Source organism: Streptomyces seoulensis (assembly GCF_004328625.1).
In the GTDB taxonomy this organism is placed as follows: Bacteria; Actinomycetota; Actinomycetes; order Streptomycetales; family Streptomycetaceae; genus Streptomyces; species Streptomyces seoulensis.
The window spans coordinates 1,893,261-1,916,347 of sequence record NZ_CP032229.1 but is presented as its reverse complement, the minus strand read 5'-3'; the positions used below and the strand labels follow the sequence as shown (position 1 = coordinate 1,916,347).

Below are 23,087 nucleotides of genomic sequence, written 5' to 3'. Positions count from 1 at the left end.
AGCGCCCTTCGTCACCTGCCAGGACCCGTATGACCAGTACCCTCCCTGAGCCCCCCGGTTCCCCCGGCGCGGCACGCACACACCCAGCGGATCTCGCCGCCCTGGCGTTCCGGGGTGGGTGCGAGGCCCGCCGCCCTCGCGACGGCCGCCGAGGCGTGGTGGTCGGGGTGGATGTGCGCGGTGATGCTGCGCACGGGGTACGCGGTGAGCCACGCGACCAGCGCCACGGCCGCCTCCTTGGCGAGGCCCCGCCCCTGCCAGGGGGTGCCCACCACCCACGCGATCTCGGCGGTGCCGTGCGCTGCGCCGAGGGTCGCCTGGACGGTGCCGGTCAGGCGGGAGTCCTCGCGCAGCCGGAGCACCCAGTTGAGCCAGGTCTCCTCGGGGTCGGGCGAGCCGGCGACGAGTCGGCGGTACCGGGCCGTGAGCGCGTCCGGGGTGTACGGGGTCCCGCCGATGAAGTGGTGCAGGGCGGGGTCGGCCAGCACCCCGGCCATCTCGTCGGCATGCTCGACCCGCAGGGGGAGCAGGTCGAGCCGTGCGGTGCGGATGTCAGCGCCGGAGGGCGTCAAGGAAGTCGGCCCAGGCGGAGGGGTTCAGGACGAGTACGGGACTGTCCTCGACCTTGCTGTCCCGTACGCGGATGCCTTCGTCGACCTCGACGCAGTCGCCGCCCTCGCCGTTGCTGTAACTGCTCTTGCGCCAGTGGACGTTGCTCAGATCGTGCTCGCGCATCGGGAGTTCTCCGCTACAGCCGAGTCGATGAAGTGAGCCCACGCGGAAGCGCCGATGATGAGTACGGCGCCGTTCGCGACCTTGCTGTCCCGCACGGGGACTACGCCGGGGAAATCGGCGACGACCTCTACGCAGCTACCACCCTCGCCGTTGCTGTAGCTGCTCTTGTGCCAGCGGGCGTTGGTCAGGTCGTACTCGCGCATCGTCTGAAGTCCTCCGCCGCCGATTCGATCAGAGTCAGGGACGCCTCCGGCGACAGCGTGGCGACCCTGAGTAGATCGTATGCGCGCTGGGCCCGCTTCACCACGACCGGAACGTCCACCAGCGTCCCGGAGAACGAGGTCTCTGTATAGGCGATTGGCGGTGCGTCCTCGAACTCCATGAGCTGGAGCATCCCGCCCATGGCCGCGTGCGCTCCGGCCTTATACGGAAGCACCGTCACTATGGCCGTGCGGGCTCGCATCAGGCTGGCAATGTGGTCCAGTTGAGCAGCCATGGCCGTCGGACCTCCCACCGGACTGCGCAGCACATTCTCATGCAGCGCCACCCAATACTCCGGCCTTGTAGCGTCGCTGAGGATCAGCGAGCGCTCCAGTCGGGCGGTGACGATCTCGTCCACGTGCTCGTCGGCCTGGAAGGGGTTGGCCGCGATGGTGACCGCACGGGCGTACTCCTTTGTCTGGAGCAGGCCCGGCACCACCGTGGGAGCGAACTCGCAGATCAGCGTGGCCAGGCGCTCCAGCTCCACCACCTGCGCGAAGTAATCCGCATACCTAGGATCATCGATCAGCTTTCTGCACAGCCGCTCGAAAATACCGTCGGTTTGCAGCACCTGGTCGATCCGCTTGGCCACATCCAGTTGCGGCTTCCTGATCGCCTGCTCGAACTGGCCGATGTAGCCGCCGGAGACGAATACCTTCGCGCCCAACTCCGTTTGAGTCAGGCCCGCCTCCTCGCGGCGACGCTTCAGCTCCGTGCCGAAGAACTCCCAGACCGCCTGACGTGAACCGTTGGCCACTGCCAACCCCCTTGTGCTGCCACGCGCTTGTAGGGCCCAGCCCTCTTCCGAGTCTAGTTGTGGAGCGTCACCGTGAGGACACGAAGCGTGAAGATCGTGACGGAAGGGAAGTGATGCGGACAGTGAACACACAGGATTCAGCGGACCGGGTCGAGGAAGCGGAGCGAACCCTCGAGGAGTTGCGGACCGCATTGGAGAAGGTCGGGATCAAGTTGCCTTCGCTCGGGCTTGATCCCATCTCGCTGGCCTGCGAGGCCCCGATTCCGTTGGTGGAGCTGGGGCGGTGCTCGGTGCAGACGGCCGTGCGGCTCGCAGCGGCGCTGCGATGAACGCGCTGCGACCGCCGCTGGGCTCGTACGCCTTGGACACGGGGACGAACAGAGTGGGGGTGGTCATGGGACACCAGGGACCGTATGTGCAGCTCAGACCGCTGGGCGGTGGCAGGGAGTGGGACGTGGCGCCGGACCGGGTGCGGGCGGCGACGCCCGCGGAGCGGATCAGCGCGGCGACGGCGTACGCGAACGCCCGCAGCAGAGGCGAGGTGCCCTGAGGGCTGAGACGGAGAGCGGCCTCCACCGGGCCGGAGTCCGGGGAGGCCGCTGCCCTTCGGGATCAGCTCAGTTGAGGACCGCGATGCCGTCCGTCGTGACCGTGGGACGGCCTGACGTGCCGACGACCACGATCTTCAGGGTGTGCTGGGCCGCGCCGCTCCAGGACTTGGTCCACATCGCCTGACGGTAGGCCGTGGTGGCCGACTTCAGGTCGACGGTGGTCTGCAAGGTGCCGTCGACGTAGATCTGGACCGCGCCCGAGGTGCTCGCGCGCGAGGCGATCCACGCGACCGAACGGCCCTTGAAGGTCCAGGTCAGCGAGGCGTTCTTGGTGCCGGAGCTGGTGGAGTAGCCGCCCAGGTAGCTGCTGCTGGACCGCTTGGTCCAGGTGCCGGTGGCCTTCGCAGAACTCTCCTGGACCAGGGTGGCCGTCCCCGTGACCGACGCGGTCGCCGTGTTGCCGGCCAGGTCGGTGGCGGTGAGACCGAACTTGGTCGCCGTCGCCGACTTGGCGGTGGTGGGCCAGCTGGTGGAGGTGGCCGTCAGGGTCTTCGCGGTGGGCGAGGTGGCGGCCTGCGAGCGCAGCCCGTTGTCGTCGGCCGCCTTCCAGTTCACCGTCACCGGCACGCCCGCCGTGTTGACCGTGCCCTTGCCGAGCTGCACGCTCGGCGCGGTCGGGTAGGTGGGCCGCGTGGTGTCGGCGGTCACCGTGACGGCGGCCGAGGTGGTGGTCCTGCCGGAGACGTGGGTGGCCCGCACCTGGACGGTGTGCCGTCCCGAGGCCAGCTTGACCGGGGCCGACGTGGCGGTGCCCGCGACCTTCGCCACGGAGGTGCCGTCCACGAGGACCTCCGCGCCCGAGAGCAGCGAAGTAGGCGTCGACGTGGACCAGCGCACGGTCGCCGTGGTGCCGGTGACATACCCGGTGCCCGAACGCACCGCGCCCGACGGGGTGTCCACGCTGGTGACCCCGACCCCGGCCGGGGGACCGGCCGCGTAGGAGCGGACGGTGTCGAGCTTGGCGTAGAGCTGGTTGCCGGGGCAGTCGGTGGCGAAGCCGTTGCGGTGCCCGGAGACGGCGTTCAGGGTGTACGCCTTGCCGAAGGTGAAACCGTAGCTGTCCTTGGCGCCCTCGGTCAGCGAGCTGGTGCCGGTCGGGCTGACCCCGGACATCCCGAGCTTCCACGCGGCGATCCGGGAGATCGCCGTCACCATGGCCTGGCTCGGCGCGGCCCCGACAATGGTGCTCGCCTTGGAGTCACCGCCGGTGAGGTCGGTGTACGTGCCGATCGCGGCGATGCCCATCGAGTCGGTGTTGAACCCGTAGGTCTGCGCGCCGATCACCGGCATGGCGGCACCGCCGAAGCGGCCCTCGAAGATCGTGCCGCACTTGTCGACCAGGAAGTTGTAGCCGAGGTCGCGCCAGCCCTGGTGCAGATGCAGCGCGTACAGGCTGCGCACGATCGAGGGCGAGTCGGCGCACGAGTAGGTGTTGGTGGTGTCGGTGTGGTGGACGAACACCGCCTTCACCGTGCGGCCGTAGTCCGGGTAACCGGTGTCCCGCGCGCACTCGTCCGCGCCCCAGCCCGCCCGCGTGACGAACGGGGGAGCGGGCACCTTCGTCGCCGGCGGCTGTGCGGGCAGCGGGCTCGGCATCGTCTGCGGCACGGCAGAGGCGCTCGCGCACGAGGGGTACGCGGCCGACAGCGAGGGCAGATAGCCCGGCGCGGTGGGCGAGGCGCTGGTGGGCGACGCCGTCGAGATGGGCGCGGTGGGCGACGCGGGGGCGGTCGTCCCGGCGTCGGTGCTCTGGGAGGGCTCTGCGGTCGGACTGGCCGGCGGTGTGCTCTCGGCCGGAGGCTCCGTGGCGGAGTCGGTGGGCGCGGGGGTGCTCTCCGCCGGGTCGTCCGAGGGGGTCTGCTCCGGGGCGGACGTCGTCTCGGGGTCGGTCGGCCGGTCGGTCGGGGTCTCGTCGCCGTCGGCGGGCATCGCGTAGGCGGCCGCGTCCATGGCGGGGGTGGTGGAGCCGCCCTTGCCGGGGTCCACCAGATCGACGGTCAGACCCTTCGGCAGCGTCTTGCCGTCCGCCTTCACCTGCACACCGTCGGAGGGTCCGGCCCACAGCGGGGCGGTGCCGCCGCGCACTCCGGCCCGGTCACGCTCGGCGGGGTCGGGCTGCGCGTCCCCGGCGCCGAGCGCCTGCCAGCCGGACCATGTGCCGGTCGCCGAGGAGCGGGTGCGGACCCGTACCGTCCCGTCGAGGCGGACACCCGGGTCCTGCCAGCTCACCGCGAGCATCCGGAAGGTCTTGGTCGAGCGGGCCGCGAGTACGCGCTCGCCCGCCGAACCGGTCAGGTCCAGCGAGTCCACCGAGGTGTGCACGACCTGCGGCCCTTCCGCCGCCGTACCGCTGTCCGAGGTGGCGCGGAGGGCGACGACCGCGCCTGTCCCCGCCACCAGCACGGTCCCGGCGGCGAGCCATGTCCTGGCCCGTCTCCCCCGCGGCGCCCGCGCGCCGCCTGCCTCTGTTCTCATGTCCAGCCTCTCCCCTTGCCGCCACAGGCGGCCCGTGCGCACACATGCGTCACGTCCAGCGGGATCGTAGAGCCGGGCGTGGGGACCGTCACAGCCGGGGCCGGATAACCGGAGTGACGCCTTCGCGGGTCCGGGCGTGCGCGAGAATGGACGGCATGAGTCTGTTCCGCGACGACGGCATCGTGCTGCGCACCCAGAAGCTGGGCGAGGCGGACCGGATCATCACCCTGCTGACCCGGGGCCACGGCCGGGTACGGGCCGTCGCGCGCGGCGTACGGCGCACGAAGTCCAAGTTCGGCGCCCGCCTGGAACCGTTCTCCCACGTCGACGTGCAGTTCTTCGCGCGCGGCAGCGAGCTGATCGGGCGCGGGCTGCCGCTGTGCACCCAGAGCGAGACGATCGCCCCGTACGGCGGCGGCATCGTCACCGACTACTCCCGCTACACCGCCGGCACCGCCATGCTGGAGACGGCCGAGCGGTTCACCGACCACGAGGGCGAGCCCGCCGTACAGCAGTACCTGCTCCTGGTCGGCGGCCTGCGCACCCTCGCGCGCGGCGAACACGCCTCCAACCTGGTCCTCGACGCCTTCCTGCTCCGCTCGCTCGCGGTCAACGGCTACGCGCCGACCTTCGGCGACTGCGCCCGGTGCGGGATGCCGGGGCCGAACCGGTTCTTCTCGGTCGCCTCGGGCGGCTCGGTGTGCGTGGACTGCCGGGTGCCGGGCAGCGTGGTCCCCTCCCCGCAGACCCTGATGCTGCTGGGCGCGCTGCTTACGGGAGACTGGGAGACCGCGGACGCGGCCGAGGCGCGGCACGTCCGCGAGGGGAGCGGCCTGGTGTCGGCCTACCTGCACTGGCACCTGGAACGGGGACTGCGCTCCCTGCGCTATGTAGAGAAGTAAGCAGCAAGCACGGCTGAGGAGACGAGAAGCATGGTCGTACGCGGATTTCTGGGGGGCCGGCGCCGGGAGTACCAGGCGCCGGAACCGCACCCGTCCGGCGCCCGCGCGCCGAAGCTTCCCGGTGAGCTGGTCCCCGAGCACGTGGCGATCGTCATGGACGGCAACGGGCGCTGGGCCAAGGAGCGGGGGCTGCCGCGTACCGAGGGGCACAAGGTGGGCGCCGAGCAGGTGCTCGACGTGCTCCAGGGGGCGATCGAGGCGGGCGTCCGCAACATCTCGCTCTACGCCTTCTCCACCGAGAACTGGAAGCGCTCGCCCGACGAGGTCCGCTTCCTGATGAACTTCAACCGCGACTTCATCCGCAAGTCCCGCGACCAGCTCGACGCGCTGGGCATCCGGGTGCGCTGGGTCGGGCGGATGCCCAAGCTGTGGAAGTCGGTGGCGAAGGAACTCCAGGTCGCGCAGGAGCAGACCAAGGACAACGACCGTCTCACCCTGTACTTCTGCATGAACTACGGCGGCCGCGCCGAGATCGCCGACGCCGCGCAGGCCATCGCCGAGGACGTGAAGGCGGGCCGTCTGGACCCGGCCAAGGTCACCGAGAAGACCATCCAGAAGTACCTGTACTACCCGGACATGCCCGACGTCGACCTCTTCCTGCGCCCCTCCGGCGAACAGCGCACCTCCAACTACCTGCTCTGGCAGAGCGCCTACGCGGAGATGGTCTTCCAGGACGTCCTCTGGCCCGACTTCGACCGCCGCGACCTCTGGCGGGCCTGCGTCGAGTTCGCCTCCCGCGACCGCCGCTTCGGCGGCGCGGTCCCGAACGAGGAACTGCTGGCGATGGAGGCGGCGATGAGGGGCGACGACTCGACGTCGTCCTGACCGCCCCGCGCCCCTTACGATCCCTCTCCACGATCATGAAATTGGGGAGGGACCGTCATGGGCGGGGAATCCGTCGGCGATGGCATACCGGACGCGGCCGGGGACACGGTGGAGCTGATGTACCGGCCAGTGGCCGCGGACTTCACCGCCGCCCTGCGGGCGCGGCACAAGGTCGGCCGGCTGGGGTGGCTCCAGCGCTGGGCGCCCTACGTGGTGGGGGTCGGCTTCGTGGCCTGGGCCGCGCTGTTCGTCGCCCGGGGCGAGAGTCCTCCGGTGGGCTGGACGGTGGGGCTGCTCCTCGCCTTGGCCGTGCTGCTGCTGTCGCCCTGGCTGTCGGGGCGTCAGCTCCAGCGGCTCAGCGACGCGCAGGGCGTGTTCCGGGCCACCGTCACCGAGGACGGCCTCACCCTGGCCAACGACACCAGCTCCTCGTCCCTCACCTGGGCGGCCCTCCCTCGCTACCTGGAGACCCCCCGCCTCTTCGTCCTCCTCAGCGCCGACCCCAACGCCACCGGCTTCACGGTCCTCCCCAAGCACGGCCTGCCGGACCGGGCTTCTGCGGACCGGTTGCGCGGGATTCTGGACCGGAACATCACGCGCTGCTGAGTCTGGCCGGGGGACGAGGTGCGCTGGAGGCGCCGCCTGCTCAGCGGGGCGCCGCCGCGCAGTCCGCGCAGGTGCCGAAGATCTCCACCGTGTGGGCGACGTTCACGAAGCCGTGTTCGGAGGCGATGGCCTCGGCCCACTTCTCCACGGCGGGGCCCTCCACCTCGACCGCCTTGCCGCAGCTGCGGCAGACCAGGTGGTGATGGTGCTCGCCCGTCGAGCAGCGCCGGTACACCGACTCCCCGTCCGAGGTGCGCAGCACGTCGACCTCACCGGCCTCGGCCAGCGACTGGAGGGTGCGGTAGACGGTGGTGAGCCCGACCGAGTCGCCCTTGTGCTTGAGCATGTCGTGGAGATCCTGCGCGCTGCGGAACTCGTCGACCTCGTCGAGGGCAGCCGCCACCGCCGCGCGCTGCTTCGTCGCACGGCCCTTCACGGGCGGTCCAGCGGTCGTCACCGGGGTGCCTCCTCACATCTGCGCCTCTGACCGGCCCATTGTGCCAGCCCGCACCCCTGTCGGTCAGACGCGAAAGTGCCTCCGGCGGTTCGGGGTGCTCGAGCTGAGCCCCGAGCGGGGGTTGGCCTCGGTCCCGGTCGTCTCGCCCGCGTGCGGCTCACGGCCGCCCGGCCTCCGGAAGGCTTGGTACGGCCCCTTTTGACCGACCCGGGGTCAGACGCCGACCTCGTCACCCGCCGGGCGCGTCGCCGGGATCGCGCATTCGACCGGGTCCCCGGTGGGCCGGGTTGTCCGGGCTCGTCGGCGGGCCAGGGGAGTGGCGAGGGTGGTCATGAGGGCGAAGGCGGCGATGGTGAGGAGAACGATCGTGGCGCCCGGAGGCACGTCCTCGTAGAACGAGGTGATCGTGCCGCCGATGGACACCGTCACACCCAGAGCCACCGCTATCGCGAACGTCGCCGCGAAGCTGCGGGTCAGCTGCTGGGCGGCGGCCACCGGAACGACCATCAGCGCCGACACCAGGATCAGGCCGACCACCCGCATCGCCACCGTGACGGTGACCGCCGCCGTGACCGCGACGAGCAGGTTCAGCGCCCGTACCGGCAGCCCGGTGACCCGCGCGAACTCCTCGTCCTGGCTGACGGCGAACAACTGCCGCCGCAGCCCCAGCGTCACCGCGACCACCGCCGCCCCGAGCACGACGATCGCGGTCACGTCGGCCGGCGCCACCGTGGACAGCGAGCCGAAGAGATACGACGTGAGGTTGGCGTTGGACCCGCCCGGCGCGAGGTTGACGAAGAGCACACCGCCCGCCATACCGCCGTAGAACAGCATGGCGAGCGCGATGTCACCCCGCGTCCTGCCGTACCACCGGATCAGCTCCATCAGCACCGACCCCGCCACGGAGACCAGCGTCGCCATCCACACCGGCGACGAGTTCAGCAGGAAGCCGAGGCCGACACCGGTCATCGCCACGTGCCCGATGCCGTCCCCCATCAGGGGCTGGCGGCGCTGCACGAGGTAGATGCCGATCGCCGGCGCGATGATCCCGACCAGGACGGCCGCGAGCAGCGCCCGCTGCATGAAGGCGTAGTTAAGGAAGTCCATCAGCTCAGCAGTCCCGTACGGATCGGTTCGGCGCCCTCGTGCGGATGCACGTGGTCGTGGCCGGGCAACGCGTGCTGGCCGACGGCCTTCGGCGGCGGCCCGTCGTGCAGCACGCAGCCGTCCCGCAGCACCACCGCCCGGTCGATCAACGGCTCCAGCGGCCCGAGTTCGTGCAGCACCAGCAGAACCGTCGCCCCGGCGCCGACCTGCTCGCGCAGGGTCGCCGCCAGCACCTCCTGGCTGGCGAGGTCGACGCCCGCCATCGGCTCGTCCATGATCAAAAGCTCCGGCTCGGACACCAGCGCGCGAGCGATCAGCACCCGCTGGTGCTGGCCCCCGGAGAGCGCCGTCACCGAGTCCTTGGCCCGGTCCGCCATGCCGACCAGCTCCAGCGCCCGCCCCACCGCCTCCCGGTCCGCCTTGCGGAAGAGGCCGAAGCGGGTCCGTGCCAGCCGCCCCGACGACACGATCTCGGACACCGTGGCCGGCACGCCCCCGGCGGCCGAGGTGCGCTGGGGCACGTAGCCGACGCGGGCCCAGTCCCGGAAGGACCGCAACGGCGTCCCGAACAGCTCGACGGCACCGGAGGTGGCCGGCACCTGCCCGATCGCGGTCCGCACGGCCGTGGACTTGCCCGAACCGTTTGCCCCCAGCAGCGCGACGACCTCACCAGGCCGCACACTCAGGTCGATGCCCCGCAGCACCGGCCGCCCGCCCAGCTCGGCCCGCACGTCCCGCAGGGCCAGCACGGGCGTCGACTCCCTCTCACGGCTGGTCACTTGGACCCCAGCGCGCTCTGGAGGGCCTTGAGGTTGGCCCGCTGCACGGCGAGGTAGTCCTGGCCGCGCGACTTCTTCGTGATGCCCTCGATCGGGTCGAGCACATCGGTCTTGAGGCCCGCGTCCCCGGCGACGGTCTTCGCGGTCTTGTCGCTGACCAGCGTCTCGTAGAACACGGTGGAGACCCCGTCCGCCTTGGCCAGCTTCTGCAGATCCCGCACCCGGGCCCCGCTCGGCTCGGACTCGGGGTCCAGCCCGCTGATCGCCTCCTCGGTGAGGCCGTAGCGCTCGGCGAGGTAACCGAAAGCCGCGTGGGTCGTGATGAAGACCTTGGACCGGGTGTGCGCCAGGCCCTCCTTGAAGTCGGTGTTCAGCTCGTCCAACTGCTTCACCAGGGCCGCGGTGTTCCTCTTGTAGTCCGCCGCGTGGTCCGGGTCCGCCTTCTCGAAGGCCCGGCCGACGCCCTGGGCGACCTCCGCGTACCGCACCGGGTCGAGCCAGATGTGCGGGTCCTTGCCGTTCTCCCCCTCGTGGTCGTGGCCCGCGTGCTCGTCCTCGTGCTCGGAGGCATGGCCCCCGACCTCGGTGCCGTGCTCCTCCAGCGTGGTCAGCGCGGCCGCGTCGATCTTCGTCTTCACCGGCGACTGGTCCACCGCCTTGTCCACCGACGGCTGGAGCCCCTTCAGATAGAGGACGGCGTCGGAGCGCTCCAGCCCGCCTATCTGCCGCGGGCTGATCTCCAGGTCGTGCGGCTCCTGGCCCGGCGAGGTGAGGGTGGTCACGTGCACGTGCTCCCCGCCGATCCGCTCCGCGAGGTAGGCCATCGGATAGAAGGAGGCGACGACGTCGAACTTCCCCGTGTCCCCCGAAGCGGCGCTGCTGTCCGAGCAGGCGGACAGCGTCCCCAGCCCCAGCGCGGTGACGGCCGCTATCGCGGACCCGGATATGAGGCGTCGTCGTACGTTCATGACAGTCATTTTCAACAAAGGTGGAAACGATTGTCAACAAGCTGTCCGCCGGGAGCCGGCGAAGCGGATTCTCCGGGTCGGCTTGGTAAGGGTTCGGGCGGGCTTCGACGGCTTCGGGAGGGGGGTCGACGGGGGCCGATTTGGCCGTGAGGACGCATGCGCCGGTAACCTGAATCATTCGCTGGAAGCATCTCGCTTCAACGCCCGTCGTCGTAATGAAGAGAGCACCGTGGCCGCCGACAAGATCGACACCATCGTCAGCCTGAGCAAGCGCCGTGGCTTCGTTTTCCCCTGCAGTGAGATCTACGGCGGACAGCGTGCCGCCTGGGACTACGGACCGCTGGGTGTCGAGCTCAAGGAGAACATCAAGCGTCAGTGGTGGCGCTACATGGTGACGTCGCGCGAGGACGTGGTCGGTATCGACTCGTCCGTCATCCTGGCCCCCGAGGTCTGGGTCGCCTCCGGCCACGTCGCCACCTTCACGGACCCGCTGACCGAGTGCACCTCGTGTCACAAGCGGTTCCGCGCCGACCACCTGGAAGAGGCGTACGAGGAGAAGAAGGGCCACGCCCCGGCGAACGGCCTGGCCGACCTCAACTGCCCGAACTGCGGCAACAAGGGCACCTTCACCGAGCCCAAGCAGTTCTCCGGCCTGCTCTCCACCCACCTCGGCCCGACCCAGGACTCCGGCTCCGTCGCCTACCTGCGTCCCGAGACCGCCCAGGGCATCTTCACCAACTTCGCCCAGGTGCAGACCACTTCGCGCCGCAAGCCGCCTTTCGGCATCGCGCAGATGGGCAAGTCCTTCCGCAACGAGATCACGCCTGGCAACTTCATCTTCCGGACCCGCGAGTTCGAGCAGATGGAGATGGAGTTCTTCGTCAAGCCGGGCGAGGACGAGGAGTGGCAGGAGTACTGGATGCAGCAGCGCTGGAACTGGTACACGGGCCTCGGTCTGCGCGAGGAGAACATGCGCTGGTTCGAGCACCCGAAGGAGAAGCTCTCCCACTACTCCAAGCGCACCGCCGACATCGAGTACCGCTTCTCGTTCGGCGGCTCGGAGTGGGGCGAGCTGGAGGGTGTCGCCAACCGCACGGACTACGACCTCGGCGCCCACGCCAAGGCGTCCGGCCAGGACCTCTCCTACTTCGACCAGGAGGCCGGCGAGCGCTGGACCCCCTACGTCATCGAGCCCGCCGCCGGTGTCGGCCGCACCATGCTGGCCTTCCTCCTCGACGCCTACACCGAGGACGAGGCGCCCAACGCCAAGGGCAAGATGGAGAAGCGCGTCGTGCTGCGCCTCGACCACCGCCTCGCGCCGGTCAAGGTCGCTGTGCTCCCGCTCTCCCGCAACCCGGAGCTGTCTCCGAAGGCCAAGGGTCTCGCCCAGGCGCTGCGCCAGAACTGGAACATCGACTTCGACGACGCCGGCGCGATCGGCCGCCGCTACCGCCGTCAGGACGAGATCGGTACCCCCTTCTGCGTGACGGTCGACTTCGACACGCTTGAGGACAACGCGGTGACCGTGCGCGAGCGCGACACCATGAAGCAGGAGCGGGTCTCCCTCGACCAGATCGAGGGCTACCTCGCCGCCCGTCTGATCGGCGCCTGACCTTCGCATTTCCGCCCACCCTCCCGCCCGGTCCTCCGGGTCGGAGGGTGGGCTTTCTCGTGTCTGGACGGGGTCTACCCGGAATCCGCTGACAACTAACAGCTGACAGATATTGAATTCTGTCAGTCCACGTGCCAGGCTGGACGCATGACGATCCCCACGCGAAATCTCGGAACCACCGGACCCCAGGTCTCCGCCCTCGGCCTCGGCTGCATGGGCATGTCGGGTATGTACGGAGAAGCGGACCGCCCGGAGGCCGTTCACACGGTGCACGCCGCTCTGGAAGCAGGCGTCACCCTCCTCGACACCGGCGACTTCTACGCCATGGGTCACAACGAGATGCTGGTCGGCGAAGCCCTGCGCACCGCCCCCTCCCACCTCCGTGACAACGCGGTGCTGAGCGTGAAGTTCGGCGCCCTGCGCGACCCGGACGGCGCCTGGCTCGGCTTCGACGGCCGGCCCGCCGCGGTGAAGACCTTCGCCGCCTACTCCCTCCAGCGCCTCGGCGTCGACCACATCGACATCTACCGCCCCTCCCGCCTCGACCCGGACGTCCCGATCGAGGAGACGGTCGGCGCGGTCGCGGAACTGGTGGAGAAGGGATGGGTCAAACACATCGGCCTCAGCGAGGTCGGCCCCGACACCATCCGCCGGGCCGCCGCCACCGCCCCGATCTCCGACCTCCAGATCGAGTACGCGCTGATCTCGCGCGGCATCGAGCGGGAGATCCTCCCCACCCTGCGTGAGCTGGGCATCGGCGTCACCGCGTACGGCGTGCTCTCCCGCGGTCTCCTCTCCAACCACATCTCCGCCGACCGCGACTTCGCCGCCACCGACTTCCGTGCCTTCTCGCCCCGCTTCCAGGGCGACAACTTCCGGCACAACCTGAGCCTGGTCGACTCCCTCCGCAAGATCGCGGAACAGAAGGGGGCCACGGTCGCCCAGATCGCCATCGCCTGGGTCCTCGCTCAGGGTTCCGACATCGTCCCGGTCATCGGCTCCCGCACCCGCGAGCGGCTGTCCGAGGCGCTGGGCGCCCTGGACATCACCTTGGACGCGGCCGACCTCGCCGCCATCGAGGAGGCCGTCCCGGCGGACGCGGCCGCCGGCGAGCGCTACGCCCCCGCGCAGATGGCGATGCTGGACAGCGAGCGATGAGCAGGAACCGGTGACCGGCGCGCCGGGTACGGTCTAGGCATGGCAGCGACCGAGACCCTGACCGCCGAGCGCATCCTCGAAGCGACCGAGGAGGTGCTGCGCCGCCACGGACCGGCCAAGGCCACCGTGGTGGACGTGGCCCGCGCGCTCGGCGTCAGCCACGGCAGCGTCTACCGCCACTTCCGCACCAAGGCGGCGCTGCGCGAGGCGGTCACCAAACGCTGGCTGGACCGCACCTCGGAGCGGCTCGCGGTCATCGCCGGCGAGGAGACGCCCGTCGAGCGGCGGCTGCGGGACTGGCTCGCCGCCCTGTTCGAGGCCAAGCGGCACAAGGCGGGCGACGATCCCGAACTGTTCGCCACCTACAGCGTGCTGGCCGATGAGAGCGGGGCGACGGTCGGGGAGCACATCACCGACCTCACCGCCCAGCTCGCCCGGATCATCGAGGACGGCGCCGAGTCCGGCACCTTCCGCGCCGAGGACCCGGCCGCCGAGGCCCGTGCCGTCTTCCAGGCCACCGCCCGTTTCCACGACCCCTGTTACGCACGTGAATGGCAGCAGCCCGGTATCGAGGAGGACTTCAAGATGATCGTGGACCTGCTGATACGCGGGCTGGGCGCACCCGCCAGGCCATGAGCCGCGCCGGGGTGTGATCCCGGTCAGGCCGTGACCCGCCAGAAGTCCCGCACCACCTCGGGCGCGGTCGGGCCGGTCATGGCGACCTGGGTGAGCAGGACGGTCACCTTGCCGGTGGCCGGGATTAGATGGGCCGCGGTGCCGGTGCCGCCGACCCAGCCGTAGCGGCCGGGCACGTGCCACGGTTCGGTGCGTTCGATGTCGACCGAGCCGCCGTACCCCCAGCCCTGCCCCTCCAGGAACAGCGGGCTGCTCTCGCGCTGGGCCGGGGTGAGCTGGTCGCTGGTCATCCGGGCGACGGACTCCGGCGAGAGCAGCCTGCGGCCATCGGCCGTTTCGCCCCTGGCCAGCAGCATCCGGGCGAAGGCCAGGTAGTCGTCGGCGGTGGAGACCAGGCCACCGGCGCCGGAGGGGAAGGCGGGGAGCCGGTCCCAACCATCGTTGAAGGTCTCCGCCACCTTCAAGGTGCCGTCGGGACCGGGCTGGTAGGCGGTGGGCAGCCGGTGCAGGTCCTGTTCCGGCACGGAGAAGCCCGTGTCCCTCATACCGAGTGGCTCGAAGATCCGCTCGGCCAGGAAGTCCGGCAGTGGTTGGCCCGTCGCCCGTGTGATCAGGGCGCCCTGAAGATCGGAGGAGGTGTTGTAGAGCCAGGCTTCACCGGGCTGGTGGAGGAGCGGCACCTTGGCGAGTTCGGCCAGCAGCTCGTCCACGGCGGGCACGGCGTGCGGAGCGAACCCGCCGCGCTGCAGCTCGAACAGCGGGGCCACGGCGGGCAGCGAGAAGTCCGGCGGAAAACCCCAGCCGCACCGCGAACTGAGCACGTGCTCCACGGTGACGGGCCGCTCGGCCGGCACCAGGTCGTCCACCGGCGAACCGGGCGTGCGCACCACCATCGGCGCGGCCAGCTCGGGCAGCCAGCGCGACAGCGGATCGTCCAGCCCGACCAGACCCTCGTCCACCAGCATCATCAGCGCGGCGGCGGTCACCGGCTTGGTGATGGAGGCGAGCCGGAACAGCGAGTCCCGCTCCAGCGGCACGGTCCTGCCGGTGTCCGTGTGTCCGACGGCCACCGCCTCCACCTCGTCACCCCGGGCGACGAGACCGACCACCCCGGGCAGGCTCCCGTCGTCCACGTGCCGGCGCAGGGTGTCGTGCAGTGCGGTCATGGGGCTCGCCTTCCGGTCGGCGCGGGTCGTCATGGGGTACGACTCCCACGGCGCCGGGAAATCATCGCCGGGCGGGGTCCAGCGTCGCCTGATGGGCCTCGGCCAGATGCTCCGTCGCCGGGTGCTCGTCCGTCGACGTCCAGGGCAGGTGCCGGGTGCCCCGGCGCCAGCCGCAGGTGCCGCAGCCGAAGGTCCGCTGGAGTCCGGCCCGTTCCAGCCGTACGACGTGTTCCCGGCCGTGCCGGTCCCATCGGCGCACGCTGGTGCCGATTCTGTTGTCGGTCATGCCCGGAGTGTGCGGCACGCGGGGCGGGGCGAGGGGTGGAAGTCCGGGTGGGAACTATCACACGGTTCCGGCTCAACCCACCTCCAGAGTCCCGGCTCAGCCCACCTCGCGGGGCAGGCGCAGGCTCAGCAGGCCGGTGGCGAGGATCGCGGTGAGCTGGGTGAGGAGGGCGATCAGCAGGGCGTCCCGCATGCCGAGGTGCGGGACCAGGGTGAGGAAGAGGGCGCCCAGGGTGGCCACGCCCAGGGCGAACGACGCCTGCTGGGTCGTCGCCAGCACCCCGCTGCCCACCCCGGCACGGGCGGCCGGGACCTCGGAGAGCACGATCCGCAGCAGATTGGGGAGCTGGAGCGCCTGGCCCGCCCCGGCGACGGCGGCGCCGGGCAGCAGTCCGGCGAGCCCCAGGCCGGGCCAGTCCCGCCACACCGCCAGCACGATCAGCAGCACACCCACACCCTGGAGCACCGCCCCGGCGCCCACCACCCGCGTACCGAAGCGGGCGATTAGCCGGGGCCCGGCCAGCGAGACGAGCAGGAAGGAGACCGCCATCGGCGCCAGCGCCAGACCCGCACGTACCGGACCCAGACCCGCACCCTGTTGGAGGCTCAGCGCGATGACGAACATGAACCCACTGAATCCCAGGCAGAACGGCACCACGATCAGCAGCCCCCGTCGCAGCGACAGGGTGGCGAACAGACTCGGCGGCAGCAGAGGAGTGCGGCCCAGCCGGTCCAAGCGCCGTTCCACCGTCCAGAACGCCCACCCCGCCACCGGGAACACGGCCAGCGAGACCCACGTCCACAGCGGCCAGCCCGTCGCCCGGCCCTCGGTCAGCGGGGCGAGCAGCGCCAGCAGGGCCACCGCCAGCAGAACGGTGCCGGGGACGTCGACCGGCTCGGGGTGCCGGGCGCGGGTGTCGGGGACGTGGCGGACGGCGAGGATCAGGCCGAGCACGACCACGGGCACATTCACCAGGAAGATCGAGCGCCAGCCGGTGCCGGCGATGTCCGCCGCGACCAGAACCCCGCCGAGGATCTGGCCCACCACCATGGACAGGCCCGCCGTCGCGCCGTACAGGCTCATCGCGTGTGCGCGGCGGCCACCGGTGGTGGTGGCCTGGATGGTGGCGAGTACCTGCGGCAGCATCAGCGCGGCCGAGGCGCCCTGCGCGGCCCGCGCCGCGACCAGGGTCCACGCGTCCGGGGCCAGACCGCAGGCCAGCGAGGTCAGCCCGAAGGCGGCCATGCCGCCGAGGAACAGCCGGCGCCGGCCGAACAGGTCACCGAGGCGCCCGCCGAGCACGAGCAGGACGGCGTACGTGACGCCGTATCCGGCCACGACCAGCTCCAGCAGGGACTCGCTCGCGGAGAGGTCGCTGCCGATGGCGGGGAGGGCGACGTTGACGATGAAGAAGTCGACCAGGGGGAGCGAGGCGGCCAGCAGAACGGTCACCAGGCCCGCCCCGCTCAGGGAAGGCGCCGCCGCCGGAGCGCGCACGGACGGCGCGGTGGAGAGGGTGGTCTCGGTCATGCCACCGAGCGTGCGCCCGCCCTCAGACGGGTACCAGAGTGTGCCGATCCTGGTACCGGAAGTACCCGCCAATGCCCTCGGAGACCCCTTGTCCCGCCTGGAGCCTGGTAGTGGCGGGCGCTCATCCTGGTGGCAGCAGTACCTGGCAACGGGGTCCGGGCGGAGGCACCCTGGAACCATGACCACCATGGCCCAGGTAAGCGTCGCCCCCGAGGTGAAGGGCGCCGAGATCAGGCGCCACGAGCTGGCCGCGTTCCTGCGCAGCCGCCGTGAGCGGATCACCCCGGAACAGGTGGGGCTGCCACGCGGGGCCCGGCGGCGCACGCCCGGGTTGCGCCGGGAGGAGGTCGCACAGCTCTCCGCGGTGGGGGTGACCTGGTACACCTGGCTCGAACAGGCCCGCAACATCCAGGTGTCCGTGCAGGTACTCGACGCCCTCGCGCGCACTCTGATGCTGGACCCCAGCGAGCGCGCCCACCTCTTCCAGCTGGCCGGGGCCGCCGATCCGACACCCGCCGCGGTCTGCCCCAGCATCACCCCGGCGCTGCGCGCGACCCTGCGCCAGATGGAGCCGTTCCCGGCGGCGGTGCAGAACAGCCGGTACGACATCCTGGCCTACAACCGCACCTACGCCCGGCTGCTGTGCGACATGGACGCCATCCCGCCCGAGGACCGCAACTGCGTTCTCCTCGCCTACTCCAACCCTGAGTGGCGCTCGTCCATCGTCCACCTGGACGAGGCCCTGCGGCTCATGGCGGCCCGGCTGCGCGCCTCGCTCGCCGGACACCTCGGCGAGCCCGCCTGGAAGGTGCTCCTCAAGCGCCTCCAGGCGTACCCCGAGTTCCGCGAACACTGGGAGCGCTACGAGGTGGTCGGCAGCCGCTCCAAGACCAAGGAGTTCCTCAACCGCCACGTCGGCCACCTCACCCTGGAACACACCGACCTCTGGCTCTCCCCGGACCAGGGCCCCCGCATCGTCATCTACCCCCCGAAGAACGAGGAGTCCCGAGCCCGCCTGGAGAAGCTGCACGCGATGGCGCTGGAGGGATGAGCGGGCGGGACGACCTGTTCCGGCGGTACTGCCTGCCCGGCAACCGGTACAAGAAGCTCCTCTCCGTGAACGTACTGAGCGGTGACCGGGAGCAGGCGCTGCGGTTCGGCCGGGCGATGGCGGACGACGGCCGCCGGGCGTCCATGGCGGAGCTGGAGGGGCTGCTCGCGGGGGACTGGCGTGAGGTCAGCACCGCGTGCTGGCTCATCGGATTCGCGCAGCGGTGGGAATTCCGGCCCGAGCTGAGCCGGCGCCTCCTGGCGGGGGAGGCCGGGCGCGCGTCGAAGGGGATCGCGTTCGTGCTGGCCCGGTCCGGGGAGGCCGCCGACGCGGAGGTGCTGGCGCACCGCCTGGCGGCCGACCTCGGTGATCCTGCGCACCGGAGCTACCAGCCGTGGCTGTTGGGGGCGCTGCTGGTCGTCGAAGAGCGGCTCGGCCGAATGGTCTCGGGCGGACTGCTCGCCCCCGAAGGGCCGTGGGAGCGCTGGGCGGAGGCGAGCACCCTTGGCAGCTCCGGGCCCGCCCGGTGGGCGGGACTCGTCCGGCAGTGGGTCGAGCTGGCCGAGGCCGTCTGAGGTCAGGACACCCCCGCCGGCTGGCGGACCTCCTCGGTCTGCAGGCGTTCCGCCGTGCGCTCCGCCGTCCGGTGGGCCCAGCGGCCGCTGGTGAGGAGGCCGAGGAGGAGGACCGCCGCGCCGCAGGCGGTGAGGATCCACCAGCCGGGGCGGGCGGCGGAGACGAAGGTGTCGCGGTAGGGGGAGGTGCCGATGCCAGCGGCCAGGACCGCGCCGATGACGGCGACGCCGAGGGTCTGGCCGAGCTGGCGGCTGGTGGAGGCGACCGCCGCCGCGACGCCCGCCTGGGCGCGGGGCATGCCGGAGACGGCGGTGTTGGTGATCGGGGCGTTGACGAAGCCGAAGCCGACGCCGAAGAGGACGTAGCCGAGGAAGAGGGTGACGTCGGAGGTCTCGGCCTCGAAGAGGGCGAAGAGCAGGCCGCTCAGTGTCATCGCCGCGCCCGCGATCAGCAGGGACAGCCGTGGCCCCCGGCTGCCGACCAGCCGTCCGGACAGCGGGGCGCACAGCAGGGTCGGCACCGCCATCGGGAGCATCCACAGGCCGGCGTGGAGGGCGTCGAGGCCGCGTACGTTCTGGAGGTACAGCGTGGACAGGAAGAGGAACCCACCCAGCGCGGCGAAGGCGCTCACCGCTATCCCGGTCGCCCCGCTGAACGGCGCCGAATGGAAGAAGCGCAGGTCGATGAGGGGTTCGGCGCGCCGGGGTTCGTAGACGAGGAGGGCCAGCAGGGCCGCGACGGCCACGGCGGCGAAGGGGAGCACCTGGGCGAGGCTCGCGTCGGGGGCCTCGATGATCGCGTACGTCAGCGAGCCGAAGAGGGCGATCACCAGCACCTGGCCCACCGGGTCCGGGCGGCGCGGCCGGGGAGCGCGGGACTCGGGGACGAAGCGCAGGGTGAGCAGCAGCGCGGCGAGGCCGACCGGCAGGTTGACCCAGAAGATCGAGCGCCAGCCGACCGACTCCACCAGCAGCCCGCCCGCCAGCGGACCGGCGGCCATGGAGATGCCGACCACCGCACCCCAGGCGCCGATCGCCCGCGCCCGTTCGCGCGGGTCGGTGAAGGTGTTGGTGATGATCGACATGGCGACCGGGTTGAGCATGGAGCCGCCGACCGCCTGGACCATGCGGAACACCACGAGGAGTTCCAGGTTCGGCGCGAGCGAGCAGAGCAGGGAACCGGCGGTGAAGATCACCAGCCCCGCCATGAAGACCCGTTTGCGGCCGATCCGGTCCGCCGTGGACCCCGCCAGCATCAGCAGCGAGGCGAGCACCAGCGTGTAGGCGTCGATCGTCCACTGGAGACCGGAGGTGGTGGCGTGCAGCTCGCGCTGCATCGAGGGCAGCGCGACGTTCAGGGCGGTGTTGTCCAGGCTCACGATCAGCAGGCTCATGCAGCAGATCGAGAGCACCAGCATCCGCCGCCGGTGACTCAGCTCGGGCATGCGTCCCATCGTACGCGCTTCGATAGTGCGGCTAACTAATGACCCTTACATGGTCTGTACTCATCCTGGTACTTGATCGTCCGGTACCGGTACCCCAGCTGGTGCTGGTACCGGTACCCCGTGCTGGTACCGGTACGGGTACCAGCACCCGGTACCCGTACCTGTGCGCGCACCCGCCCCTGTACCCGTATCCGCCCCGCACGGAGAGACGCACCGGTGAGGTGAGGGACAATGGACGACGCCCTTGCCGTACATCCGTCCCGGAGCCCCCTGATGACCCAGCCGCTGTCCATCGGCCCGCACGCCGTGGTGCCGCCCGTCGTGCTCGCACCCATGGCCGGGATCACCAACGCCCCCTTCCGCACCCTGTGCCGGGAGTTCAGCGGGGGCAAGGGGCTGTTCGTCAGCGAGATGATCACCACCCGGGCGCTGGTCGAGCGCAACGAGAAGACCATGCAGCTCATCCGGTTCGACGAGACCGAGAAGCCGCGTTCGATCCAGCTGTACGGCGTCGACCCGGCCACCGTCGGCAAGGCCGTCCGCATGATCGCGGAAGAGGGGCTGGCCGACCACATCGACCTGAACTTCGGCTGCCCGGTCCCCAAGGTCACCCGTAAGGGAGGCGGCTCCGCGCTGCCGTACAAGCGGAACCTGCTGCGGGCCATCCTGCGCGAGGCCGTCTCCGGCGCGGGCGACCTGCCGGTCACCATGAAGATGCGCAAGGGCATCGACGACGACCACATCACCTACCTCGACGCGGGCCGCATCGCCGTCGAGGAGGGCGTCACCGCCATTGCCCTGCATGGACGTACCGCCGCCCAGCACTACGGCGGCACCGCCGACTGGAGCGCCATCGCCCGGTTGAAGGAGCACGTCCCGGAGATCCCGGTACTCGGCAACGGCGACATCTGGTCCGCCGAGGACGCGCTGCGCATGGTCCGCGAGACCGGCTGCGACGGCGTGGTCGTCGGCCGAGGCTGCCTCGGCCGGCCCTGGCTCTTCTCCGACCTGGTCGCCGCCTTCGAGGGCCGCGACGACTTCCAGCGGCCGGTGCTGCGGCAGGTCGCCGACGTGATGGTCCGGCACGCCACGCTGCTCGGCGAGTGGCTCGGCGACGAGGCACGTGGTGTCATCGACTTCCGCAAGCACGTCGCCTGGTACCTCAAGGGCTTCGCGGTCGGCTCCGAGATGCGCAAGCGGCTCGCCATCACCTCCTCGCTGGAGGAACTGCGCGCCGGCCTGGACGAGTTGGACCTCGATCAGGCGTGGCCCACCGGCGCCGACGGCCCGCGCGGGCGCACCTCCGGCAACAACCGGGTGGTCCTGCCGGACGGCTGGCTGAAGGACCCGTACGACTGCGCGGGCGTCAGCGAGGACGCCGAGCTGGACACCTCCGGCGGCTGAACGACCGCAGGGCCGGCCCCTAAGGGACCGGCCCTGCGCTCAAGAGACCCTAGGGGGTCAGCCCTTCTTCGGGTGCGGGGTCGAGCCGTACGCGGTCAGGAAGCGGTCGCGGAAGAGGTTCATCTTCCACACCGGCGCGTCGTGCGCGGGCCGCAGGCCGTCCGACCAGCCCCAGGCACTGATCTTGTCCAGCACCTTCGGGTCCTTGGCGACGATCGAGATCGGTACGTCCCTGCTGGCGTGGTTGCCGCTGACGCGGGCGATGGGCTGGTGGTCGCCGAGGAAGACCAACACCGTGTCCTTGGAGCCGTAGCGCTCCAGCCACTCGGTAAGCACGGTGACCGAGTACTGGATCGACTTGCCGTACTCCTGGCGGGACTTGGTGGTGTCCGCGATCACGTCGGCCGGCTTGTTGCCCGCCGCCTCGATGCCCTTGAAGATCGAGCCGTCACCCAGCTCGTCCCAGCCGACCATCTTCGGGATCGGGCCCCAGGGCTGGTGGCTTGAGGTCAGGATGACCTCCGACATCACCGGCTTGTCGTGCTTCTTGCTGTGCACGCGCCGCTGGAACTGCTCCAGGGTGTACTGGTCCGGCATCGTGGACCAGCTGAACTTCGGTCCCTTGTAGCCGAGTTCGAAGGCGTTGTAGACCTTGTCCAGCCCGAAGAAGCTCTGTTCGGGCCAGCCCTTCTGCACGCCCGGCATCACACCGACCGTGTCCCAGGCGCCGGACTTCTTGAACACCTTGGTCAGGCTGAGGTGATCGCTCGCCATCACCGTGCGGTAGCGCTGCTGGTTGCTCACCCACAGGCCGGACAGGGTGGTGGAGTGGCCGAGCCAGCTGCTGCCGCCGTACGTCGCGGAGGTCAGCCAGCCGCTCTTGGCGTGGTAACCCGCCTTCTTCAACGCCTCGGTGCGCACGGCGAGGGTCTTGTCCACGCCGGGCGCCATGATCGGGTCCTCGATCGCGCTACGGCCGTAGCTCTCGATGAAGGTGAAGATCATGTCCTTGCCGCGCAGATCCGGTACGAGCTGGGCCGGCGGGGTCGCGCCGAACGCGTCCACCTTCGCGACCTTCTGGAACTCGGCCTCGTCCTTCAGCGTGTCCGACACCCGCTCGGTCTGGCTCTGCAGGGTGACGGCGGCGCTGTCGGCGGCGAGCGGCACGCCCGCGAGCTGCACCCCGAAGGAGGAGCAGGTGATCCAGACGACGCCCGCGATCAACGTGCCCCGGGTCGCGGTGGCTGAGTGCCGGGCCAGCACGTTGCTCAGGCGTACGACGGCGTAGGCCAGCGAGGCGAACAGCAGCAGTACGAGCACGATCAGGCCGGCCGTCGCGGCGAGGGTCGCCGTCCGGCCGAGCGAGTCCTCGAGGTACGACTGCGCGTCGCCGAGCAGGCTCCAGTCCAGCACCAGGTTGAAGGTCCGGCCGAGGTACTGCTTGAACCCCATGTCCAGCCAGTTCAGCACCGTCAGCGCGGCGAGCGCGACCCCGCTGACGGCGGCGAGCACGACCCTCGGCTTCCTGGGCAGCGCGAGCAGGATCGCCGCGCCGACGATCGCCTCCCCGGGCAGCCGGAAGAACCTGGCGGGGCCGAGGTCGACGATGGTCGCGGGCATCACCAGGGTGCAGACGACCAGGATGGCGGCGAGGACGGTGATGGTCCGGGAGAGGGCTCGG

The 23,087-nt window shown here is 70.8% G+C and carries 25 protein-coding genes; 11 read left to right on the top strand and 14 right to left on the bottom strand.

Annotation, left to right across the window (positions count from 1 at the left end):
* Positions 1-11 precede the first annotated feature (11 nt).
* The 4 genes from D0Z67_RS08980 to D0Z67_RS08965 are packed head-to-tail and all read right to left on the bottom strand — an operon-like array spanning position 12 to position 1,753.
* Positions 12-572 (bottom strand): GNAT family N-acetyltransferase, encoded by a 561-nt coding sequence (locus D0Z67_RS08980; RefSeq protein ID WP_051887494.1) that lies wholly within the window; start codon positions 570-572, stop codon positions 12-14.
* The gene (locus D0Z67_RS08975) at positions 553-735 is read right to left on the bottom strand and encodes a DUF397 domain-containing protein (RefSeq protein ID WP_031179630.1); all 183 of its coding nucleotides are present in this window, start codon (positions 733-735) and stop codon (positions 553-555) included. The genes D0Z67_RS08980 and D0Z67_RS08975 overlap by 20 nt, the downstream gene beginning before the upstream one ends.
* Positions 717-938, bottom strand: a complete 222-nt coding sequence (locus D0Z67_RS08970) for a DUF397 domain-containing protein (RefSeq protein WP_031179631.1) — start codon at positions 936-938, stop codon at positions 717-719. Before D0Z67_RS08970 ends, D0Z67_RS08975 begins: the two co-directional genes overlap by 19 nt.
* Entirely contained in the window at positions 920-1,753 is an 834-nt protein-coding gene (locus D0Z67_RS08965; RefSeq protein WP_031179632.1) for a helix-turn-helix domain-containing protein, read from the bottom strand. Before D0Z67_RS08965 ends, D0Z67_RS08970 begins: the two co-directional genes overlap by 19 nt.
* A 113-nt stretch (positions 1,754-1,866) precedes the next feature.
* Between D0Z67_RS08965 and D0Z67_RS08960 the strand changes: the two genes are divergently transcribed.
* Entirely contained in the window at positions 1,867-2,082 is a 216-nt protein-coding gene (locus tag D0Z67_RS08960; RefSeq protein WP_031179633.1) for a hypothetical protein, read from the top strand.
* A gap of 5 nt (positions 2,083-2,087) precedes the next feature.
* Entirely contained in the window at positions 2,088-2,303 is a 216-nt protein-coding gene (locus D0Z67_RS08955) for a hypothetical protein (protein ID WP_031179634.1), read from the top strand.
* 67 nt (positions 2,304-2,370) lie between these two features.
* Here D0Z67_RS08955 and D0Z67_RS08950 read toward each other — a convergent pair whose 3' ends face one another.
* On the bottom strand, positions 2,371-4,839 hold the full coding sequence (locus D0Z67_RS08950) for an N-acetylmuramoyl-L-alanine amidase (RefSeq protein ID WP_051887495.1): 2,469 nt from the start codon (positions 4,837-4,839) through the stop codon (positions 2,371-2,373).
* 155 nt (positions 4,840-4,994) lie between these two features.
* Here D0Z67_RS08950 and recO point away from each other — a divergent pair, with 155 nt between their 5' ends.
* Genes recO through D0Z67_RS08935 form a run of 3 tightly spaced genes read left to right on the top strand, consistent with a single transcriptional unit; the run spans position 4,995 to position 7,232 of the window.
* Positions 4,995-5,741, top strand: coding sequence for a DNA repair protein RecO (gene recO, locus D0Z67_RS08945; protein ID WP_031179636.1), 747 nt, complete (start codon positions 4,995-4,997; stop codon positions 5,739-5,741).
* 30 nt (positions 5,742-5,771) lie between these two features.
* Positions 5,772-6,626 (top strand): isoprenyl transferase, encoded by an 855-nt coding sequence (locus D0Z67_RS08940; protein WP_031179637.1) that lies wholly within the window; start codon positions 5,772-5,774, stop codon positions 6,624-6,626.
* Positions 6,627-6,683: 57 nt separating this feature from the next.
* Positions 6,684-7,232 carry a YcxB family protein gene (locus D0Z67_RS08935; RefSeq protein WP_031179638.1) on the top strand — a complete coding sequence of 183 codons (549 nt, stop codon included), beginning with the start codon at positions 6,684-6,686 and terminating at the stop codon, positions 7,230-7,232.
* A 40-nt stretch (positions 7,233-7,272) separates the two neighbouring features.
* On the opposite strand, the gene D0Z67_RS08930 is transcribed toward D0Z67_RS08935, so the two are convergent.
* From D0Z67_RS08930 to D0Z67_RS08915, 4 genes are all read right to left on the bottom strand, one after another.
* Positions 7,273-7,689 (bottom strand): Fur family transcriptional regulator, encoded by a 417-nt coding sequence (locus tag D0Z67_RS08930; protein WP_031179639.1) that lies wholly within the window; start codon positions 7,687-7,689, stop codon positions 7,273-7,275.
* A 213-nt stretch (positions 7,690-7,902) separates the two neighbouring features.
* On the bottom strand, positions 7,903-8,796 hold the full coding sequence (locus tag D0Z67_RS08925; RefSeq protein ID WP_031179640.1) for a metal ABC transporter permease: 894 nt from the start codon (positions 8,794-8,796) through the stop codon (positions 7,903-7,905).
* Positions 8,796-9,575, bottom strand: a complete 780-nt coding sequence (locus tag D0Z67_RS08920; protein WP_031179641.1) for a metal ABC transporter ATP-binding protein — start codon at positions 9,573-9,575, stop codon at positions 8,796-8,798. The genes D0Z67_RS08925 and D0Z67_RS08920 overlap by 1 nt, the downstream gene beginning before the upstream one ends.
* Positions 9,572-10,543, bottom strand: coding sequence for a metal ABC transporter substrate-binding protein (locus D0Z67_RS08915; RefSeq protein ID WP_031179642.1), 972 nt, complete (start codon positions 10,541-10,543; stop codon positions 9,572-9,574). The genes D0Z67_RS08920 and D0Z67_RS08915 overlap by 4 nt, the downstream gene beginning before the upstream one ends.
* A gap of 229 nt (positions 10,544-10,772) precedes the next feature.
* Here D0Z67_RS08915 and D0Z67_RS08910 point away from each other — a divergent pair, with 229 nt between their 5' ends.
* The 3 genes from D0Z67_RS08910 (at position 10,773) to D0Z67_RS08900 (ending at position 13,949) form a co-directional block, all read left to right on the top strand.
* Positions 10,773-12,155 carry a glycine--tRNA ligase gene (locus D0Z67_RS08910; protein WP_018545240.1) on the top strand — a complete coding sequence of 461 codons (1,383 nt, stop codon included), beginning with the start codon at positions 10,773-10,775 and terminating at the stop codon, positions 12,153-12,155.
* Between the two features lie 147 nt (positions 12,156-12,302).
* Entirely contained in the window at positions 12,303-13,313 is a 1,011-nt protein-coding gene (locus D0Z67_RS08905) for an aldo/keto reductase (protein WP_031179643.1), read from the top strand.
* A 39-nt stretch (positions 13,314-13,352) separates the two neighbouring features.
* Positions 13,353-13,949: a TetR/AcrR family transcriptional regulator gene (locus D0Z67_RS08900; RefSeq protein WP_031179644.1), complete on the top strand. Its 597-nt coding sequence runs from the start codon at positions 13,353-13,355 to the stop codon at positions 13,947-13,949.
* A gap of 23 nt (positions 13,950-13,972) precedes the next feature.
* On the opposite strand, the gene D0Z67_RS08895 is transcribed toward D0Z67_RS08900, so the two are convergent.
* From D0Z67_RS08895 to D0Z67_RS08885, 3 genes are all read right to left on the bottom strand, one after another.
* Positions 13,973-15,115, bottom strand: a complete 1,143-nt coding sequence (locus tag D0Z67_RS08895) for a serine hydrolase domain-containing protein (RefSeq protein ID WP_031179645.1) — start codon at positions 15,113-15,115, stop codon at positions 13,973-13,975.
* Positions 15,116-15,176: 61 nt separating this feature from the next.
* Positions 15,177-15,401, bottom strand: a complete 225-nt coding sequence (locus D0Z67_RS08890; protein ID WP_031179646.1) for a hypothetical protein — start codon at positions 15,399-15,401, stop codon at positions 15,177-15,179.
* 96 nt (positions 15,402-15,497) lie between these two features.
* Entirely contained in the window at positions 15,498-16,931 is a 1,434-nt protein-coding gene (locus D0Z67_RS08885; protein WP_031179647.1) for an MFS transporter, read from the bottom strand.
* A 178-nt stretch (positions 16,932-17,109) separates the two neighbouring features.
* Here D0Z67_RS08885 and D0Z67_RS08880 point away from each other — a divergent pair, with 178 nt between their 5' ends.
* Both D0Z67_RS08880 and D0Z67_RS08875 read left to right on the top strand, forming a co-directional pair.
* Positions 17,110-17,982, top strand: a complete 873-nt coding sequence (locus tag D0Z67_RS08880) for a helix-turn-helix transcriptional regulator (protein ID WP_051887496.1) — start codon at positions 17,110-17,112, stop codon at positions 17,980-17,982.
* Positions 17,979-18,557 carry a DUF6000 family protein gene (locus D0Z67_RS08875; RefSeq protein WP_051887497.1) on the top strand — a complete coding sequence of 193 codons (579 nt, stop codon included), beginning with the start codon at positions 17,979-17,981 and terminating at the stop codon, positions 18,555-18,557. Before D0Z67_RS08880 ends, D0Z67_RS08875 begins: the two co-directional genes overlap by 4 nt.
* 2 nt (positions 18,558-18,559) lie before the next feature.
* On the opposite strand, the gene D0Z67_RS08870 is transcribed toward D0Z67_RS08875, so the two are convergent.
* Entirely contained in the window at positions 18,560-20,002 is a 1,443-nt protein-coding gene (locus D0Z67_RS08870) for an MFS transporter (protein WP_031179650.1), read from the bottom strand.
* A gap of 273 nt (positions 20,003-20,275) precedes the next feature.
* Here D0Z67_RS08870 and dusB point away from each other — a divergent pair, with 273 nt between their 5' ends.
* Complete coding sequence (gene dusB, locus D0Z67_RS08865; RefSeq protein WP_031179651.1) at positions 20,276-21,406, top strand: tRNA dihydrouridine synthase DusB; 1,131 nt, start codon at positions 20,276-20,278, stop codon at positions 21,404-21,406.
* 57 nt (positions 21,407-21,463) lie between these two features.
* Here the strand turns inward: dusB and D0Z67_RS08860 are convergent, their stop codons facing one another.
* The gene (locus D0Z67_RS08860) at positions 21,464-23,026 is read right to left on the bottom strand and encodes a sulfatase-like hydrolase/transferase (protein WP_051887498.1); all 1,563 of its coding nucleotides are present in this window, start codon (positions 23,024-23,026) and stop codon (positions 21,464-21,466) included.
* Between the last annotated feature and the right edge of the window lie 61 nt (positions 23,027-23,087).